The sequence below is a fragment of the Mesorhizobium sp. M1182 genome (assembly GCF_040318335.1).
Lineage (GTDB): Bacteria > Pseudomonadota > Alphaproteobacteria > Rhizobiales > Rhizobiaceae > Mesorhizobium.
The window spans coordinates 477,161-493,754 of record NZ_JAMYMD010000001.1 but is presented as its reverse complement, the minus strand read 5'-3'; the positions used below and the strand labels follow the sequence as shown (position 1 = coordinate 493,754).

Below are 16,594 nucleotides of genomic sequence, written 5' to 3'. Positions count from 1 at the left end.
TGTCCACATGCGCTTTGCCTATCTTGCTTTCTTCCATGATGACCGCGAGGCAAATTTGGCCATCGCCGGCGAAGATGTTGACGCCGTGCGGCGTGTGATTGCATCGACGCCGGGCCTTGCGCTTGCAAACATCTATCTGCCCGAAGTGGCGGACATGTTCAACAACGATGGTCCGCCGCCGGTCTTCGGCTTCCAGCTCTATTTCGACGAACTGGCGGACATGGAGGCGGCGCTGGCGCCGTCCGGCCATCTGCAGGCGCTTGCCGCACCTGGTATGCTGTCGAGCATCGCCGGTTCGAGGCCGACGCAACAGGCAATGTGCGTGCGTCCGTTTCCCGTCGACGACGCTGGCGTCAAGACGTCCGGGCTCCCCTGCAGCTATCTTGTCCACTATCCCGGGCCGGCCGAAGACATGAATGCCTGGCTCTACCACTATGTGACGCATCATCCGCAATTGATGCGGGGCTTCCCCGGCATTCGCCACATCGAGGTTCTGTCGCGACTGGATTGGTGCGGTTCGCTGCCCTGGCCGCGGATCGACCATATGCAGCGCAATCGCGTCATGTTCGACAGTCCCGCTGCATTGACGCACGCGCTGCAATCGCCGGCGCGGCTGGAGATGCGCGCCGACTACAAGACCTTCCCGCCGTTTTCAGGCGGCAGCCGGCATTTTCCGATGTCGACGGAAGCCGTGCATCCTTCGTCAAGGGCCACATAGGCAAACAGGTTTTTGCCGACGCCGAAAATTTCTGGAGATTTCATGTACGACTTTCGCAAGAAATGTATCTCTCTCGATCGCCTCATCGGCACCTTCTGCGCCATCCCGCACCCTGTGGCGGTCGAAGTGGCCGCCGCCAGCGGGGTCGATTTCCTGTGCATCGACTGGGAGCATTCGCAGATCGGCCGCGAACGGCTCGAGGATCTGATCCGCGCCGCCGATGTCCACAAGGTTCCCGCGATGGTGCGCGTTCCCGGCCACACGCCGGAGTGGATGGCCGCCGCGCTCGACGCCGGCGCGTCGGGTGTCCTGGTACCGCGCGTCTCCACGGCCGAGCAAGCGCGCATGGCGGTCATGGCCTGCCGTTACCCGCCGGTCGGCGCCCGCGGTGTCGGCCCGGGCCGCGCCGCCGGTTATGGCTACAGCATTCCGGACTACCTCAAATCGGCCAACGATGTCCTGACGGTCGCCATCCAGGTCGAGACGGCCGAAGGGCTCGCCAACATCGACGACATCGTCCAGGTCGACGGCGTCGACGTGATCTTCATCGGTCCCGGCGACCTGTCGGTTTCGATCGACGCCATGGGGCCGGCCGGCCAGGAAAAGCTCAATGCAGCGATTATGAGGATCGCGGCCGCGGCGCGCACGGCCCGCAAGGCCGTGGGCATCTTTCGCCCTTCGGCGGATGATGTCAGCAAATGGTCGCGGCACGGCATCAGCTTCTACATGCTGGCCAGCGACACGATGTTTCTCGGGGCCGGCCTTGCCGCCGGCGTCGCCTCGGCGCGCAGCGCCTCATAGCAAGAGTTTGCCATGAAGATCATCAAGACCGACGGTGTGCTGTCAGTCGAGGAGGAGCAGCTGCGCTACCTCGACGGCTTGAACGCCGAGTTTGTCGAAAAGACGCTGCTCACGGAAGATGCCCTGATCGAACACTGCCGCGACGCCGACGCATTGATGGTATTGCGAGAGCCGATCACGGCTCGCGTTTTGGCGGAACTGAAGGGGCTCAAGGTCATCGGACGGTTCGGCGTAGGGCTCGATTCGATCGACGTCGAGGCCGCCAGCCGTGCCGGTGTTCAGGTAACCTACGTGCCGGACGCCAATCTGGTTGAAGTCAGCACCCACGCCATGGCCCTGGTCCTGGCCTTGACGCGCAGGCTGAAGCAGTTCGACAGCGCGGTGCGCGCCGGCCGCTGGGCTGCAATGACCGACGGCGCCGGCATCACACGGCCCGACAGGCAGATCCTCGGCCTGATCGGCTTCGGCCAGATCGGGCGGCTGACTGCCGAGCGGGCGCGGGTCTTCGGCTACCACATCATCGCCTACGATCCGCATATGCCGGCCGAGCGAATCGCGGCCGGTGATGCCGAACCGGTCGGCTTCGACGAGTTGCTGGCCAGGGCCGACATCGTCTCGCTGCACGTTCCAGCGACACCGGAGACCAGAAACATCATGTCGGCGCAAGCCCTGTCGCGGATGAAGGAAGGGGCGATACTCATCAACGTGGCCCGCGGCGGCCTGGTCGACGAGGTCGCATTGGCGGACGCGATCCGGCGCGGCCATCTGGCAGGCGCCGGCATCGACACGTTCGAGCGGGAGCCGCCTTCGCCCGATAATCCGCTGCTGGCGCTGGACACCGTCCTGGTCAGTCCACACGCGGCGCACTACTCGACCCAGTCTTACGCGGAGGTTCGCAACAAGGTGTTTGCCGATGTCGCATCGGTCCTGCGCGGCGGCAAGCCTGTATATCCGGTCAACCGGATATGACCAATTCCCGATGTCGGCACCACCTCTATCCGCCTGCTCCGCGGAACCCAAGTCCTGCAAGTCGGGGTTCGCAGGGCGATAAGGGGCAGCGCAACCTGTCGCGATTTATCCGGTTTGCCACATTTTGTTCTTGCTTTGTGCCGGCAGCTATGCTACTAATTTGCGTATGGTGATGATTCACCGAGGACCCGCCGCAAGGCGGTTTTTTTGTCTTTAGGTTTCAGCGTCATCTGTCGAGGCTCTGCTCGGCTTGTCGCGACGCTCGACGATGTAGATGTGATCGGCGACCAGCACCACGTCGCCATGCTGGTTGATCACCTCGCAGCGCTCGACGACCCGGCCTGAATCGGGTCGCTTCGGGTCGTCTTCCCTAGCCGAGATGGTGGTGCGGGTCCTGATCGTATCGCCGATGAACACCGGCTTGATGAAGCGCAGCCGGTCGTAGCCATAGGAGAAGGCAACCGGGTTGACGACGCTGGCCGTCAGCCCGACGCCGACCGAAAACACCAGCGTGCCGTGGGCGATGCGCTGCCCGAACGGCGTCGTCTTCATGAACTCGGCGTCCATGTGGTGGGGAAAGAAATCACCGGTATGGCCGGCATGGACGACGAAGTCGGTCTCGGTGATGGTGCGCCCGCTGGTCATGCGCGACGAGCCGATCCGGTAGTCCTCGAAATAGACTGTCTGCTCCATGTCAGGGCCTCGCCGCTATCGGTGTTGCCGGCGCCGCGCTCGATCGGTAGGCGGCTTCGACCAGCGCCATGGTGTTCCAGCCGTCCTCGACGGAACTGACAAGCTCGGCGTCCTCGCCCGACGCGTAGCGCTGGACATTGGCCATGCGGCCGGCAAAGGCGTCCGGAAACCATGCGCCGACGAGTGGAACCGCAATCCATTCCGTGCCGCCTTTGGGGTAGATTTCGAGAATGTCCGGCTCGCCGCGCGGATAGTCGAGGTTGACGCCCAGTTTGAGGTAAGCGGCGCCTTCGGTGCCGCAGATGCGGAATTCGCAGGCCTGGTGTTTTCGACCGAATTTGTGATCGTGGTTGATCGACAGTGCACAGCGCACCGTGTCGCCATAGTCGAGGATCGCGCTGGTGCGCGTTTGCGCAACCTTGTGGCCGGGATGGCCGAGTGTCTTGGCGTGAACCCCCTTGGGGTCGCCGAGCAATTGCCGGATCAGGTCGAGATAATGGATCGAATGCATGGCGATCTCGACGCGCGGCGCCCGCAACAGGAATTCCCAGAGCTGCCAGGGTGTCGCCAGCGCCAGCCATGCGTCGAAATCGACCACTTCGCCCAGCCAGCCCTTGGCGATCGCATCCCTGAGCGCCAGCATCATCGGCGCGAAGCGCAGCTGGAAATTCACCGCCGCTTTCAGATCTTTGGCGCGGCAGATTTCGAGGATCTCGGTCGCCTCGGTGAGATTGCTGCCCATCGGCTTCTGGATCAGCGCCACCGCACCATCGGGCAACGCCCTGAGCACGCCGGCATGATGAGCCGGGGGCGTCGCCAGATCGAAGACGGCGTCCTTGATTGACGCAGCTTCCTCGACCGACCGGTAAGCGGCGACGCCCCATTTCTGCGCCAGTTTTTCCGCCTTGGCCAGGTCGGGGTCGAACAGCCCGGCAACCGGAAAACCGGCTTTCCCATAGGCCGGGAAATGCGCATCGCCGACGATCGAGCCGGCGCCGAAAATCACGATCGGCCTGGGCTTTGACGGCTGTGCCCAGGCCTGGGAAAGCGAGGCAGGATCGAAAATGTCATCAGTCATAATGGAAGACTTCGTCCATCGACGCCCACCACTCGCCGTCCTTGCGGGTCGGCAGCGGCTCCTGGCATGGCATGCAGAGCGCCCACCATTCCTGCGTCGTGGGATCGGCGGCCATCTTCGCCATGTCGGCGGCATAGTCGGTGCCGTGGTACTCGAAGGTGCTGAACAAAAGGTGCTCCGGCTCCCTCAGATAAATCGAATAATTCTTGATGTTGCAGGCGGAAATCATCTTGAGGACGTCCGGCCACACGGCAGCGTGAAGCCGCACATACTCGGCGACTTTCTCCGGCTTGAGGCCGAGCACCATTCCCATTCGCTGCATGTCCGCCTCCTACTTCACTATCGCCATGGTGAATTCCGCGATGCTCTTCGCCTTGATCGCATCCCAGTCCCAGTCGATGCCGATGCCGGGCTCGTCCGGCGCCAATGCGTGCCCGTCCTCGATACGCATTTTCTTGCCGGTCAGCTCGTCGAGCTGGGGAATATACTCGACATATCTGCCGTTCTGAACGGCGCATGTCAGGCTGACATGCAGTTCCATCAGGAAATGCGGGCAGACCGGTATGTCGAACGCCTCGGCTGCATGCGCCACCTTCAGCCACGGCGTGATGCCGCCGATGCGGCCGACATCGACCTGCACGATCGAGCACGCGCCCTTCTGCATATATTCGCGGAAATGCCGGATCGAGTAGAGCGACTCGCCGACGGCGATCGGCGTCGACGTCGCATTCGACAGGCGGATATGGCCGTCTATGTCGTCGGCCGGCAACGGTTCCTCGATCCAGGCGAGATCGAGTTCACGCCAGCGCTCGGCCCGGCGGATCGCCTCGTCGACCGAAAAGCCCTGGTTGCAGTCGGTCATGATCTCGTAGGAGTCTCCAACCGCCCGGCGCACCGCCGTCAGCCGGGCAAGATCCTCGGAGCCGTGCGGCTTGCCGATCTTGACCTTCGAGCCGCGAAACCCCTTGGCCTTGGCGGCCAGCGCATCCGCGACCAGCGCCTCGGTTTCGATATGCAGCCAACCGCCTTCGGTCGTGTAGAGCGGGCAGCGGTCCTTGGCGCCGCCGGCCAGCTGCCACAGCGGCAGCCTCTGTTTCCTGGCCCGCAGGTCCCAAAGGGCAGTGTCGATGGCCGCGAGCGCGATTGCCGTGATCGCGCCGATCGTCGTGGCATGGGTGGCGAACTCCAGCTCGTGCCAGATCGCCTCGATCCTGTCGGCGTCGCGGCCGATCAGCCGCGGCGCAAGGTGGTCGGCCAGCAGCCGCATCACCGAGGAGCCGCCGGTGCCGATCGTATAGCTGTAGCCGGTGCCGACCGCGCCGTCCGCGTCGGTGATGGTGACGATCGGTGTCTCCTGGCTGACAAAACTCTGGATGGCATCGGTGCGCTTGACCTTCGGCATCAGGTCGACCATCCGCAGTTCGATTTTCTCGATCTTTGCCATGGTTTTAACCTCGCAATGTCCTGCCCGTTTCGGCGGAAAACAGATGGGCCTGCGACAGGTCCAGGCTCATCTTGACCCGGTCGCCGGCTTTCAGCGGCTTTGGATTGAGCATCCGCGATACCCAGTCGCTGCCGTTGAATTCGGCAAACACCAGCGTCTCGTTGCCGAGCGGCTCGGTGACGGTCACCGGCAACTCCACCTGGTGGACGTCGACGTCTTCGCCGGAGCTGATGCCATGCCCGGTCGGATAGATGTCGTCGGGCCTGAGGCCGAACACGACTTTGTCGCCGGCCTCGATATTGGCCTTGAACTGGCTGGGCAAAGGCAGCCTCTCGCCGCTGGCGAACAGCAACTGTCCGTCGTCGACAACCGCCTCATGCAGATTCATCGGCGGCGAGCCGATGAAGCCCGCGACGAAGCGTGTCTGCGGCCGGCGGAAGACCTCGTCGGGTGTGCCGACCTGCTCGATGAAACCGTCACGCATGATGACGATACGGTCCGCCAATGTCATCGCTTCGACCTGGTCGTGGGTGACGTAGATCACTGTCGACTTGACCTTGGCGTGCAGCTTCTTGATCTCGGTGCGCATCTGCGTCCGAAGCTTGGCGTCGAGATTGGAAAGCGGCTCGTCGAACAGGAAGACGTCGGGATCGCGCACGATGGCGCGGCCCATGGCGACGCGCTGGCGCTGTCCGCCGGACAGCTGCGACGGCCGGCGCTCGAGCAATTGGTCGAGGCCGAGAATGCCGGACGCTTCGGCGACGCGACGGTCCATTTCTTCTTTCGCGGCGCCGGCTATCTTGAGCGAGAAGCCGAGGTTTTCGCGCACGGTCATATGCGGGTAGAGCGCATAGGACTGGAACACCATCGAGATGTTGCGCGAGCGCGGCGGCAGGTCGTTGACCATGCGGCCGCCGATCTCGATGATCCCGTCGCTGATCGCCTCGAGGCCGGCGATCATGCGCAGGGTTGTCGACTTGCCGCAACCGGACGGCCCGACCAGCGCGATGAATTCGCGGTCGGCGACCTCGAGATCGATGCCGTGCACCACCGCCACCGGACCGTAGCTCTTGGTGAGTTTCTTGAGCGATACTGTTGCCATGTCAGCCTTTCACCGCGCCGGAAGTGAGGCCGCCGACGAGGTGTTTCTGGACGATGAAGGTAAGCGTGAGCGCCGGTATGACCATGACCACGGCGAGCGCGCACATGCCGCGCCAGTCGATGGTGAATTCGGCCGTATAGTCGAGCAGGCCGACCGGCAGGGTCTTGGAGTTGATCGAGCGCGTCAGCTGCGAGGCGAGCGCGAACTCGTTCCAGGAGGTGAGGAAGGCAAAGATGCCGGCCGAGGCGATGCCGGGCCCGGCGAGTGGAAACTCGACCTGCCAGAAGGCCTGCCAGCGCGTGCAGCCGTCGATTTGCGCGGCTTCGGCGAGGTCTTTCGGCACCTGGCGGAAAAAGCCGTCGATCAGCCAGACGGTGAACGGCACGTTGAGCGCGACATAGACCAGGATCAGTCCGAAATGCGTGTCGATGATGCCGAGCCGCGCAAAGACGAAGAACAGCGGCAGCGACAGCGCGATGCCGGGCACCGTGCGCGTCAGCATCAGGCCGAGGAACATCGCCGACTTGGCGCGAAAGCGGTAGCGCGCAAAGGCATAGCCGCCGGCCATGCCGATGACGATGGCGATCACCGTCGAGGTCACCGAGATGATCAGCGAATTGCGGAAGTAGTCGAGCACCGGAATGCCGCCCTGGCCGACGCCGCTGAACATGGCGATGTAGGCGTCGAGCGAGAGTTGCTGCGGGATCCACACCGGCGGCTTGGCCATGATTTCGACGGTCGGCCGCAGCGACGACAGCACGATCCAGATGCCGGGCAGGCAGATGACCAGCATGGCCAGGAACAGTCCCATGCCGTGAACGATGCCGAGCGCTTTGTTGCCGACTCGATGCAGGCTGTTCTGGTCCATCCTCACCACTCCGCCGCGATCTGCGTCCGCGCCGCGGCGAGCTTGCGGTAGAAATAGACTGTGAACAGGATCGACAGCAGGATCGAGAAATAGGCCATGGCATTGGCCATTCCCATCCTGGCATCGCCATAGGCGGTGCGGGCGACCAGCGTCCAGACCAGTTCAGTGCGGCCGGCGGGGCCGCCGTCGGTCATGATCTTGACGATGTCATAGGCGCGCGCGACGTCGAGTGAGCGGATGGTCATGGCGATAAAGGCAAACGGCATGATGAACGGCCAGGTGACATAGCGGAATGTCTGCCACGGCGTGCAGCCGTCGACGCGGGCCGCCTCGACCGGTTCGCGCGGCATCGCCAGCAGCCCGGCCAGGATCAGGATCGCGAACACCGAGGTCGACGACCAGATCTCGGCGATCAGGATGGCGATGAAGGCGAGATTTCCGTCGATCAGCCACGGGATGGCGCGATCTGTCAGGCCGAGCCCCTGCAGGGCGTTGTTCACCAGGCCGATATTGTCGTTGAACATGAATTTGAACTGGAAGCCGACGAGGATCGGCGAAAACATCATCGGAAACATCATGATGGTGCGCAGGATCCGCTGGCCGCGCGACGCTTTCTCCACCAGCAGGGCCAGCCCGAGCCCGATCAGCATTTCCAGGTTGAGCGCCACCGTCAGCAGCACCACGGTGCGGGCAAAGGCGACCCAGAAAGCGCGGCTGGTCAGGATGGCGACGTAGTTGCGCGCGCCGATGAAGACCCAGAACGTCTCCGGCCTGGTCAGCCGGAACGGCGTGAAGCTGGAATAGAGCGAAAGCAGCAGCGGCACCACCACCACCGCCGCCAGAACGATCACCGCCGGCAGCAGGAGCAGCAATGGCGGCGAAGGTCTCCAGCCTTTCATGGCGATCCGGTTCTGTTTGGTGCCCGGACGCCGAAGGCCGCCATCGGCGAGCTGGGATCAAGACAAAGCGTGTTGCGCATGGTTCGTAAAAAGTTCGGGGACGCCGCTCTTCGATGAGCGCGGCGCCCCCTTGGGAGAATGGTCAAAGCTTGCCGGCGTCCTCGAGGATTTGCGTGGCCTTGGCGGCAGCGTCGTCCAGCGCCTGCTTGGAGGTCTTGTCGCCAAGGATGGCGGCCTGCAATTCGGGATAGACGGCGTTGGAGATTTCGATCCATTCAGGTGTCTGCGGCACGGCAAAAGCGTGCTTTGCCTCTTCCTGGAAAGCCGCCAACACTTCCTTCTTGTAAGGATCATTGGCCGCCTGCTGGATGTCCCAGTCCCACACTGCCGTGCGGGTCGGCAGTGGGCCGCTTGCCGCCTCGAGCTTCTGGCTGTCCTCATTGGTCAGGAACCAGACCAGCGATGCCGCGGCTTCCTTGCTGGCGCAGTTTTCGGTGACCGAAAATCCGTGGTGCCCCGACCAGCCGGTGCGAATGCCGGCCGATCCCTTCGGCGCCACCTTCACGCCGACATTGCCGGCGACCTTCGACGACTTCGGATCGTTGAAGAAGCCTGCCCAGCCCGGCCAGTCGAGGTTGATGGCGACGGTGCCCGAGGCAAAGCCCTGGCCGAGATCGTCCCACAGATAGTTGGTGGTGCCGGCCGGCACCGCCTTGGCCTTGTAGAGATTGACGAACCAGTCGAGCGCGTGCACGCCGGCTTCCGAGTTGAAGGCCGGCTTGCCATCCTTGTCGAGGTATTCGCCGCCGTCGGCGATGAGCATCTCGTAAAAGCGGCCGTTGATCGCCTCTTCCTTGCCGGCGAACTGGGTACCGTAGAAATCGGGCGGGCTGGCGAAGAATTCCGCCTGCTGAGCGACCTCGTCCCAGGTGTCGGGCGGTGTCAGTTCCTTGCCGTACTTGGCCTTGTAGGCGGCCTTCTTGGCTTCGTCCTGGTAGAGGCTCTTCTGGTAGTAGAGCGCCGAGACGTCGAACTGCGCGCGCGGCAGCATCACCAGCTTGTCGTCGAGCGTCGACGCCTTGATCGTCGACGGCACGAAGGCGTCGATCTCCTCCTTCGGCAGCAGCTTGTTGAGATCGGTGTAGATATCAGGATATTGCGGCGCGAAGGACGAGTGGTTCGACCCAACGCACCAGTTGATGCTGCCGGAGGCGATGTCCGACTTGATTTCCTTGTCGAGCTCGAAGTGGTTTTTCTTCGAGATCACGTTGACCTTGGCGCCGGTCAGTTTTTCCCATTCGCCGATGCGCGCGTACAGCCCTTCATATTGCTGGCCGCCGATCAGCTTGGCGTCGATGGTGACGCCGTCGAATTTGCCGGGCAGGTCGGCAGCAAGGGCACTCGCACCCAGTGCGAGCAGCGTTACGCCGGCCGACAGGCCGCAAAACAGTTTCGTCATCGGTATCCTCCCAAGAGTCCGCGTCGATCCATAGTGAGGGCGGATCGGCAGCTTCATTCATATACAAACAAAACATTTACAGGATCGTCAAGCCGAAAGTTCTTTCGGAAACAATACCGTTATGCGTATATGAAAAGTGCAATTCACTGGAGAAGCGGAATGGCAGAGGACGAGGAAGACGACCGCTATCGAGCCCCGGCGCTGGACAAGGGGCTCGACATCCTCGAGTTGCTGGCCGGTGTCGATGGCGGCCTGACGCAGGCGGAAATCGCCAAGAAGCTCGACCGCAGTCCGAACGAGTTCTACCGCATGCTGGACCGGCTGGTGCGGCGCGGCTACGTCACGCGGCCGGATGGCGACCGTTATTCGCTGACGCTCAAGCTGTTTGGCCTGGCGCAGCTGCACGCGCCGGTGCGCCGGCTGGTTTCCTATGCGACGCCGCTGATGCGCGAACTGGCCGAAACCACACAGCAGGCAAATCAGCTCGTCGTCTTCGACCGCGGTTCCGCGGTGGTGATCGCACAGCAGGAGGCGCCGGATTACTGGGGCATCTCCATCCGCGTCGGCTCGCATATCAGCCTGTTCGATACCGGCTCCGGCCATGTGTTGCTGGCGTTCCGCCCGCCGGAAGAGCGGCAGATGATGATCTCAGAACATCTGCGCAGCACCGACAAGCCACCGCAATCGCCGGAATTCTTCGCCCGCCTCGACCAGATCCGGGAACGCGGCTACGAGATGATGGCGTCGATGCAGACGGCAGGCGTGTTCAACCTATCGACACCCGTTCTCGGCTCGGACGGCAAGGCGATCGCCGCACTGTCGATCCCCTACATAACCCTGGTCAACGCACCCAAGGCGCCCGACATTACGAGGACGATTGAGCTGCTGCTGGCAGCGACCGAAAAGCTGTCGCAACTGGCGGGATCGACCGTCAAGCAATCGCGATGAATTCTTATTTGAATGAAGATTTTCTCCGTGAGATGATCTCGAAGCCCCAAGGAGGAGCGCGCCACCATGATCTTCGACACCCATCTGCACCTGATCGACCAGTCCGCGCTGCGCTATCCCTGGCTGGCCGGCGTGCCGGCACTCAACCGCGATTTCTCCTACGACGAATATGCAGTCCAGGCCCGCCGCGCCGGCATCGAGGGCGCATTGCATATGGAGGTCGATGTCGATCCTGCCGACATCGAGGCCGAAACCGGCCGTGTCAAAGCGCTGTCGCGGGAAAAGGCCAGCTTGCTGCGGGGGGCAATTGCCTCCTGCCGTCCGGAAGAGCCGGGCTTTGCCGCCTATCTCGAGCGCCAGCGCGCCGATCCTTTCGTCAAGGGCTTTCGCCGCGTGCTGCACGTCGTGCCGGATGAACTTTCGGAAGGCGCGCTGTTTCGCGAAAACATCAAGCGGCTAGCCGGCAGCGGCCTGACCTTCGACCTCGTCGTTCTGCCGCACCAGATCCCCAAGGCGATCGCACTCGCCGACCTCGCGCCAGATGTGCAGTTCGTGCTCGACCATTGTGGCGTGCCCGACATCAAGGGTGGTGCCGAGCACCCCTGGCGCGAGCACATGGCGGAGATCGCGCGGCGTCCGAACGTCGTCGGCAAAATTTCCGGTGTGGTCGCCTATGCGGATGCCGGATCCTGGACTGTCGAAACGCTGCGTTCCTATGTCGAGCACACCATCAAATGCTTCGGCTGGGATCGCGTCGTCTGGGGCAGCGACTGGCCGGTCTGCACACTCGGCGGCGGGCTTGCGACCTGGATTGCGGCAACGCATGCGCTGCTTGCCGGCACCAGCACCGATGAACGGCAGCAACTGCTGTCCGGCAACGCCAAGCGGCTGTGGAGTTTGTAGAGCATTTTGCAGCCAAGTGGAATCGGGCGTCGCACAAATGCGGCTAAAACGAATAGGTGGCCTCAGATCGTCGCCGACACGTGCCGCTCGCGACCGTAGAGCGAAACCAGGAGCACGATGACCAGGCCAAGTGCCGCCTGCACCGTCGAGGGCCGGAAGCCGAGGCCGATCAGCAGCGTGTTGATCTCCGTCAGCACCAGCACGCCGGCAATGGTGCCGAAATAGCTGCCACGGCCGCCGACAAGGGCGGCGCCGCCGACCACCACGGCCGCGATCGTCTGGAACAGATAGGGCTGGCCGACATCGCCATAGGCAGAGCCGGTGAAGCCGAGCAGTAGCACGCCGGCTGCGGCGGCGAAGAAGGCACTTGCCGCATAGGTCACGGTCCACATGCGGACCGGATCGATCAGCGCCAGCGGGGCAGCACCTGGATTGCTGCCAAGGGCGTAGAGACGGCGGCCGTATGGCGTGCGCGCCAGCACCAGCGCCACCAGCAAGGTCAGCACCAGTACGCATGGCACCAGCCCCGGCACCGGCAGCGGTCCGACCGAACCGCCGATCGAAACGAAGGCGGAAACCGCTTGCGGCGCCGATCCGGATGGAAAACCACCGGTCCACAACAGGACGGCGCCTTGCACAATCATGCCGATGCCGAGCGTGACGATCAGCGGGTGGATGTCGAGCCCGCGCGAGATCAGGCCGTTCAGCGCCCCGATCAGTAAGGCGAGCGCGCTGACGACCGCGCAGACAAGAGCAAAATTCCAGCCGACGCCGTAGAGCTGTGCGGCAACGACATTGGCAAAGCCGATGATGAAGGGGATCGACAGATCGATACCGCCCAAGATTACGACGAGGGTCTGGCCGATCGATGCCACCGCCAGCAGCGAGGCGATCACCAGCAGCGCCCGGATGGCGAACGGCTGGGAGTAGCCCGGGATGAGCAAGGTGCCAAGGAGATGCAAGGCGACAGCGACGGCAAAGGCACCGGCGACGCGGGCATTGGTGGACTGGAACCAGTTCCGGCTCATGCTTCTCAGCCTTTCCGTCCCGAGAGCCGCTCCTGCAGCGCCGTCATGATGACGGCCACAACCAGGATCGCGCCATAGGCGATCTGCAGCACATAGGTGGAGACGTTGAAGGCGGTCAGCACGCTCTGCAGCAGGAAGATGTCGACAGCGCCGATGGCGGCGCCGGCGAGCCCGCCGCGCCCGCCGGCAAGGCTGACGCCGCCGAGCGCCACCGCGGCAATCGCGATCAGCGTGTAGGTTGGCCCGATATTAGGGTCGGCCGAACCGATCAGGGCGGTCAGCATGAGGCCGGCACAGGCGGCAAGTATGCCGGTCATGACATAGGCGATGAAACGTACTTTCGTCACCGGAATGCCGGCCGTGTAGGCGGCGCGGTCGTCGCTGCCCACCGCCATCAGCTGGTCGTAATAAGGCGTCTGCCGCACCAGCCACCAGAACAGGAAGATCAGCGCCAGCGGCAGCGCCGACCAGGGTCCGGCCATTGCCTTCAGCCAGCCCGGCGCCGGGCCAATCGGCGCCGGCAGGATGGTCAGCGTCATGCCGGTGAGGATCAGATAGGTGCCGAGCGTTGCGACGATCGGCTGGATGCGGACGATGGTCGCCAGAAAGCCGTTGGCGGCGCCGACGATCGCGCCGATCAACAGCGCTGCCGGCACGATGACCAGCGGCGATGACATGCCAAGCCTGAGAAACAGCAGCTGGATCACCATCGCATTGACGAAGCCCATCAATGGTCCGACGGAAATGTCGATGCCGCCGCGCCCGGCGAGGATCACCGGAGCCGAGGCGAGCGCTGCGCCGATCAGCGGCGCGGCGAGCCCGATCAGCGCGCCCCAGGCGGCAGGATGGAAGCGCGCCGGATTGAGCAGCAGGTTGACCGCGATCAGGATGGCCAGCAGCACTGCCGCAAAGCCAGCGCCGCGCCATCGCGCCGCCATGCGCCGCAACCCGCTCATGCTGCGCGCCCGAACATGGCGGCGATCACAGTATCGCTTTTCATCGCGTCTCCGGTGATTTCAGCCGCCACCTGCTGTTCGCGGAACACCAGCACGCGATGGCAAAGCAGCAGGATCTCCTCGATCTCGCTCGACAGGATGACCAGAGCCATGCCGTCCGCCGCAAGCCTGCGGAACACATCGTAGAGGATATGGCGCGTCGCCACGTCGACACCGCGCGTCGGATCGTTGAGGAGCAGGATTGCCGGTTCCAGCGCCAATGCGCGGGCCAGCAGCACCTTCTGCTGATTGCCGCCGGAAAGCGTGGTGATCGGGGCGTCCGGCCGTGGCGCGATGATCGACAGTCTGTCCCGATAGCGTTCATAGCGCTGCCGCCGCGCGGCGAAGCTGAGCAGGCCGTACCGCGTGTCGCGCGACAGCGTCGAGACGGCAAAATTGTCGAGCACCGATTGGGTCGGAAAAATGCCGGTGGTGCGCCGGTCGCGCGGCAAATAGGCGATGCCGCCGGCGACCGCCTTGCGGAAATTGGTGATCGCGCGTGCTCCGGTTGGCGCCTCGACGGTCACCTCGCCGCCGGCCGGGCGTTCCAGGCCGGCCAGCACTTTCAGGAACCGCTCCTGTCCGTGGCCGTCGAGGCCGGCAAGGCCGACGATCTCGCCAGGCGCGATGGTTTGCGTCATGGGGCTTGCGCCCGGCGCGATCACCAGGCCACGCACCGAAAGGCTGGCGCGATCAGCCATGCGCCAGCTCCGCCGCCGTGCGTGGCGCCATCGCTCTGAGAAGTTCGGATGCGGAGGACGTGCCGCGTTCCTCAGTCGTCACCACGCTGCCGCCGCGCAGCACGGAAATCCGGTCCGAAAGCGACATCACCTCGTCCATGCGATGGGTGATGAACAGGATCAGGCAGCCTTCGGAGGCAAGCTTGCGCATCATGGCGAAGACCGCCTCGCGATCGGCAAAGTCGAGCGCCGCCGTAACCTCGTCAAGGATGAGAATGCGCGGGCTGCGCACCACGGCGCGGGCGAGCACTACCAATTGCTGAACCGCAAGCGGCAATTGCCCGGCCAACTGGTCGAGCGGGATCTCGGTCACCGCGAAGCGCTTCAGCACCGCTTGCGCGCGTTGCCGCCGCTCGGCACGCGGCACGGTGCGCGTCAGCAAGCCGTCGAGGCCGAGCAGGATGTTGTCCGTCACCGAACGGTCAGGCGCGATCAGCACTTCCTGGAACACGGTGGCGAACCCGGCGCCCTGGAACGCCGCCGGCGAGAGGCCGGTAAAGGGCGCTCCGTCGAGCAGGATCGCGCCGCTGTCCGGCTGGACGATCCCCGACAGCAGCTTGACCAGCGTGCTCTTCCCCGAACCATTCTCGCCCAGGATGGTGTGGATCGTGCCGGCGCGGAATGCGATTGAGGCATTGGCCAGCGCAATCGTTTCGCCGTAGCGTTTCGAGATGGCCTGGACTTCCAGCATGAGCAATCCTGATGGAGAAAGCCGGCACCGCCCGTGCGGAGCCGGCCTTCGTATCCTACTTGGCGCAGGCGTCCGGCACCTTCGAATAATCCCAGCCCTTGGTGGGTGCCGGATTGGCGAAGTAGGCATCGAGCCATTCCTCCGGCATCGGATCCTTCGGCGGGACCGGGAAGATCGAGACGGCGTCCGGCGTCATGCAGTCCTTGTACCAGGCGCCGAGGTCGGCATTGTGCACCGGCGGAATCGGGATCAGCAGCGTGTTGAGCTTCGCCTTCTGTCCGTCGAGCATGCGCACGCCGACACGAAACAGCGTCTCGGCCGTCCAGTGCGGCAGAACCGCATGGCCTTCGAAGCGGTATTTGTCGGGATTGGCCTTCCAGTAGCCGAGCGCATCGCCGGTGATCGAGCCGGTGATCAGCGGGGCAGGGCGGCCGGCCTCGGCAAAGGCCTCGGCGACGACGCGGCTTTCGCTGCCCGTCGTCCACACCGCATCGATCGGCGCCGGATTGGTGGCGATCGCCTGCAGCACCGCCGTCTTGGTGACGTTTGCAGTCCAGTTGCCGTTGACGCTGCGCGAGACCTTGAGCTTTGAATTTTCGGCCAGCGCCTTGTCGGCGCCCTGGCGCTCCTGCACGACGATCGGGTGACCGGCAATGCCTTCGACCAGAAGCACGCTGCCGCCGTCCGGCATTGCTTTGCCGATCGCGGTCATCATGTCGTAGCCCCAGCGCGCATAGTTGGAATCGACATTGATCGCATTCGGGCTGGTCACCGACCCAGCTGCCGTGATGAAGGGGATGCCGGCTTTGGCTGCGGCATCGATGGCATCGTCCAGCGCCGTCGCCGAGCCGGGGATCGAGGTGATGATCGAGCATTTCTTGTCGATGAAGGCGCGGATCTGGTTGATCTGCTGACTGGCGTCGTTGTTGGAATCCGACACCTCGAAGCTCGCCACGGTGCCGTCGGCGATCAGGCCGTCGACCAGCCGCTTCAACTCCTTGGTCACGGTGACGCGCCACGGATTGCCCTGGTAGGACTCGGAGTGGCACCATTTCCACGGCTTTGACGGCGGCGTGAAATTATCCCAGGCCGACGGCAGCACCTTTTGCGGCGCGCCGTCATATTGTGCCTTCAGTTCGGTCGGCAATCCAGCAATCACGCCCGAAACGTCTTGAGCGCAAGCTATGGTCGTGACCGATGCAAGTGCGGTTGCGGCCATAAGGCCGCGGATCAGGCTGTTCATGTTCTCCTCCGTTCG

18 protein-coding genes are annotated in these 16,594 nt (G+C 63.8%); 5 read left to right on the top strand and 13 right to left on the bottom strand.

Going from position 1 to position 16,594, the window contains the following annotated elements; translation table 11 throughout:
- The first annotated feature begins 7 nt into the window (after nucleotides 1–7).
- From NKH33_RS02275 to NKH33_RS02265, 3 genes are read left to right on the top strand one after another with little or no spacing between them, the layout of a single operon-like run.
- Nucleotides 8–718, top strand: coding sequence for a hypothetical protein (locus NKH33_RS02275; RefSeq protein WP_352472902.1), 711 nt, complete (start codon nucleotides 8–10; stop codon nucleotides 716–718).
- Between the two features lie 42 nt (nucleotides 719–760).
- Nucleotides 761–1,519: an HpcH/HpaI aldolase family protein gene (locus NKH33_RS02270; protein ID WP_352472903.1), complete on the top strand. Its 759-nt coding sequence runs from the start codon at nucleotides 761–763 to the stop codon at nucleotides 1,517–1,519.
- Nucleotides 1,520–1,531: 12 nt separating this feature from the next.
- Nucleotides 1,532–2,488, top strand: coding sequence for a C-terminal binding protein (locus NKH33_RS02265; protein WP_352918083.1), 957 nt, complete (start codon nucleotides 1,532–1,534; stop codon nucleotides 2,486–2,488).
- A 213-nt stretch (nucleotides 2,489–2,701) separates the two neighbouring features.
- Here the strand turns inward: NKH33_RS02265 and NKH33_RS02260 are convergent, their stop codons facing one another.
- From NKH33_RS02260 to NKH33_RS02225, 8 genes are all read right to left on the bottom strand, one after another.
- The gene (locus NKH33_RS02260) at nucleotides 2,702–3,181 is read right to left on the bottom strand and encodes a MaoC/PaaZ C-terminal domain-containing protein (RefSeq protein WP_352502203.1); all 480 of its coding nucleotides are present in this window, start codon (nucleotides 3,179–3,181) and stop codon (nucleotides 2,702–2,704) included.
- Between the two features lies 1 nt (nucleotide 3,182).
- Nucleotides 3,183–4,259 carry a Gfo/Idh/MocA family protein gene (locus NKH33_RS02255; protein WP_352830870.1) on the bottom strand — a complete coding sequence of 359 codons (1,077 nt, stop codon included), beginning with the start codon at nucleotides 4,257–4,259 and terminating at the stop codon, nucleotides 3,183–3,185.
- Nucleotides 4,252–4,581, bottom strand: coding sequence for an L-rhamnose mutarotase (locus NKH33_RS02250; protein WP_352502205.1), 330 nt, complete (start codon nucleotides 4,579–4,581; stop codon nucleotides 4,252–4,254). The genes NKH33_RS02255 and NKH33_RS02250 overlap by 8 nt, the downstream gene beginning before the upstream one ends.
- A 9-nt stretch (nucleotides 4,582–4,590) precedes the next feature.
- Nucleotides 4,591–5,703, bottom strand: a complete 1,113-nt coding sequence (locus NKH33_RS02245) for a mandelate racemase/muconate lactonizing enzyme family protein (protein ID WP_352918082.1) — start codon at nucleotides 5,701–5,703, stop codon at nucleotides 4,591–4,593.
- 4 nt (nucleotides 5,704–5,707) lie between these two features.
- On the bottom strand, nucleotides 5,708–6,805 hold the full coding sequence (locus NKH33_RS02240; RefSeq protein ID WP_352502207.1) for an ABC transporter ATP-binding protein: 1,098 nt from the start codon (nucleotides 6,803–6,805) through the stop codon (nucleotides 5,708–5,710).
- Between the two features lies 1 nt (nucleotide 6,806).
- Nucleotides 6,807–7,673, bottom strand: a complete 867-nt coding sequence (locus NKH33_RS02235) for a carbohydrate ABC transporter permease (RefSeq protein WP_352502208.1) — start codon at nucleotides 7,671–7,673, stop codon at nucleotides 6,807–6,809.
- Between the two features lie 2 nt (nucleotides 7,674–7,675).
- Entirely contained in the window at nucleotides 7,676–8,572 is an 897-nt protein-coding gene (locus NKH33_RS02230) for a carbohydrate ABC transporter permease (protein ID WP_352451568.1), read from the bottom strand.
- 142 nt (nucleotides 8,573–8,714) lie between these two features.
- Nucleotides 8,715–10,031: a type 2 periplasmic-binding domain-containing protein gene (locus NKH33_RS02225; protein WP_352502209.1), complete on the bottom strand. Its 1,317-nt coding sequence runs from the start codon at nucleotides 10,029–10,031 to the stop codon at nucleotides 8,715–8,717.
- 159 nt (nucleotides 10,032–10,190) lie between these two features.
- On the opposite strand from NKH33_RS02225, the gene NKH33_RS02220 reads away from it, so the two are divergent.
- Both NKH33_RS02220 and NKH33_RS02215 read left to right on the top strand, forming a co-directional pair.
- Nucleotides 10,191–10,979 (top strand): IclR family transcriptional regulator, encoded by a 789-nt coding sequence (locus NKH33_RS02220; protein ID WP_352502210.1) that lies wholly within the window; start codon nucleotides 10,191–10,193, stop codon nucleotides 10,977–10,979.
- Nucleotides 10,980–11,045: 66 nt separating this feature from the next.
- On the top strand, nucleotides 11,046–11,882 hold the full coding sequence (locus NKH33_RS02215; RefSeq protein WP_352502211.1) for an amidohydrolase family protein: 837 nt from the start codon (nucleotides 11,046–11,048) through the stop codon (nucleotides 11,880–11,882).
- Between the two features lie 62 nt (nucleotides 11,883–11,944).
- On the opposite strand, the gene NKH33_RS02210 is transcribed toward NKH33_RS02215, so the two are convergent.
- Genes NKH33_RS02210 through NKH33_RS02190 form a run of 5 tightly spaced genes read right to left on the bottom strand, consistent with a single transcriptional unit; the run spans nucleotide 11,945 to nucleotide 16,579 of the window.
- Nucleotides 11,945–12,910, bottom strand: a complete 966-nt coding sequence (locus NKH33_RS02210; protein WP_352502960.1) for an ABC transporter permease — start codon at nucleotides 12,908–12,910, stop codon at nucleotides 11,945–11,947.
- Between the two features lie 5 nt (nucleotides 12,911–12,915).
- Entirely contained in the window at nucleotides 12,916–13,866 is a 951-nt protein-coding gene (locus NKH33_RS02205) for an ABC transporter permease (RefSeq protein WP_352502961.1), read from the bottom strand.
- Entirely contained in the window at nucleotides 13,863–14,606 is a 744-nt protein-coding gene (locus tag NKH33_RS02200; RefSeq protein ID WP_352502962.1) for an ATP-binding cassette domain-containing protein, read from the bottom strand. Before NKH33_RS02200 ends, NKH33_RS02205 begins: the two co-directional genes overlap by 4 nt.
- Nucleotides 14,599–15,336, bottom strand: coding sequence for an ATP-binding cassette domain-containing protein (locus NKH33_RS02195; RefSeq protein ID WP_352472918.1), 738 nt, complete (start codon nucleotides 15,334–15,336; stop codon nucleotides 14,599–14,601). The genes NKH33_RS02200 and NKH33_RS02195 overlap by 8 nt, the downstream gene beginning before the upstream one ends.
- 55 nt (nucleotides 15,337–15,391) lie before the next feature.
- Nucleotides 15,392–16,579, bottom strand: a complete 1,188-nt coding sequence (locus NKH33_RS02190; protein WP_352472919.1) for an ABC transporter substrate-binding protein — start codon at nucleotides 16,577–16,579, stop codon at nucleotides 15,392–15,394.
- Nucleotides 16,580–16,594 lie beyond the last annotated feature (15 nt).

What these genes read in the sequence shown, in the direction of transcription:
- NKH33_RS02195 (WP_352472918.1), bottom strand. Translation starts at nt 15,336, where the DNA reads ATGCTGGAAGTCCAGGCCATCTCGAAACGCTACGGCGAAACGATTGCG.
- NKH33_RS02265 (WP_352918083.1), top strand. Translation starts at nt 1,532, where the DNA reads ATGAAGATCATCAAGACCGACGGTGTGCTGTCAGTCGAGGAGGAGCAG.
- NKH33_RS02225 (WP_352502209.1), bottom strand. Translation starts at nt 10,031, where the DNA reads ATGACGAAACTGTTTTGCGGCCTGTCGGCCGGCGTAACGCTGCTCGCA.
- NKH33_RS02260 (WP_352502203.1), bottom strand. Translation starts at nt 3,181, where the DNA reads ATGGAGCAGACAGTCTATTTCGAGGACTACCGGATCGGCTCGTCGCGC.
- NKH33_RS02220 (WP_352502210.1), top strand. Translation starts at nt 10,191, where the DNA reads ATGGCAGAGGACGAGGAAGACGACCGCTATCGAGCCCCGGCGCTGGAC.
- NKH33_RS02200 (WP_352502962.1), bottom strand. Translation starts at nt 14,606, where the DNA reads ATGGCTGATCGCGCCAGCCTTTCGGTGCGTGGCCTGGTGATCGCGCCG.
- NKH33_RS02210 (WP_352502960.1), bottom strand. Translation starts at nt 12,910, where the DNA reads ATGAGCCGGAACTGGTTCCAGTCCACCAATGCCCGCGTCGCCGGTGCC.
- NKH33_RS02230 (WP_352451568.1), bottom strand. Translation starts at nt 8,572, where the DNA reads ATGAAAGGCTGGAGACCTTCGCCGCCATTGCTGCTCCTGCTGCCGGCG.
- NKH33_RS02190 (WP_352472919.1), bottom strand. Translation starts at nt 16,579, where the DNA reads ATGAACAGCCTGATCCGCGGCCTTATGGCCGCAACCGCACTTGCATCG.
- NKH33_RS02270 (WP_352472903.1), top strand. Translation starts at nt 761, where the DNA reads ATGTACGACTTTCGCAAGAAATGTATCTCTCTCGATCGCCTCATCGGC.
- NKH33_RS02240 (WP_352502207.1), bottom strand. Translation starts at nt 6,805, where the DNA reads ATGGCAACAGTATCGCTCAAGAAACTCACCAAGAGCTACGGTCCGGTG.
- NKH33_RS02215 (WP_352502211.1), top strand. Translation starts at nt 11,046, where the DNA reads ATGATCTTCGACACCCATCTGCACCTGATCGACCAGTCCGCGCTGCGC.
- NKH33_RS02205 (WP_352502961.1), bottom strand. Translation starts at nt 13,866, where the DNA reads ATGAGCGGGTTGCGGCGCATGGCGGCGCGATGGCGCGGCGCTGGCTTT.
- NKH33_RS02275 (WP_352472902.1), top strand. Translation starts at nt 8, where the DNA reads ATGCGCTTTGCCTATCTTGCTTTCTTCCATGATGACCGCGAGGCAAAT.
- NKH33_RS02250 (WP_352502205.1), bottom strand. Translation starts at nt 4,581, where the DNA reads ATGCAGCGAATGGGAATGGTGCTCGGCCTCAAGCCGGAGAAAGTCGCC.
- NKH33_RS02235 (WP_352502208.1), bottom strand. Translation starts at nt 7,673, where the DNA reads ATGGACCAGAACAGCCTGCATCGAGTCGGCAACAAAGCGCTCGGCATC.
- NKH33_RS02245 (WP_352918082.1), bottom strand. Translation starts at nt 5,703, where the DNA reads ATGGCAAAGATCGAGAAAATCGAACTGCGGATGGTCGACCTGATGCCG.
- NKH33_RS02255 (WP_352830870.1), bottom strand. Translation starts at nt 4,259, where the DNA reads ATGACTGATGACATTTTCGATCCTGCCTCGCTTTCCCAGGCCTGGGCA.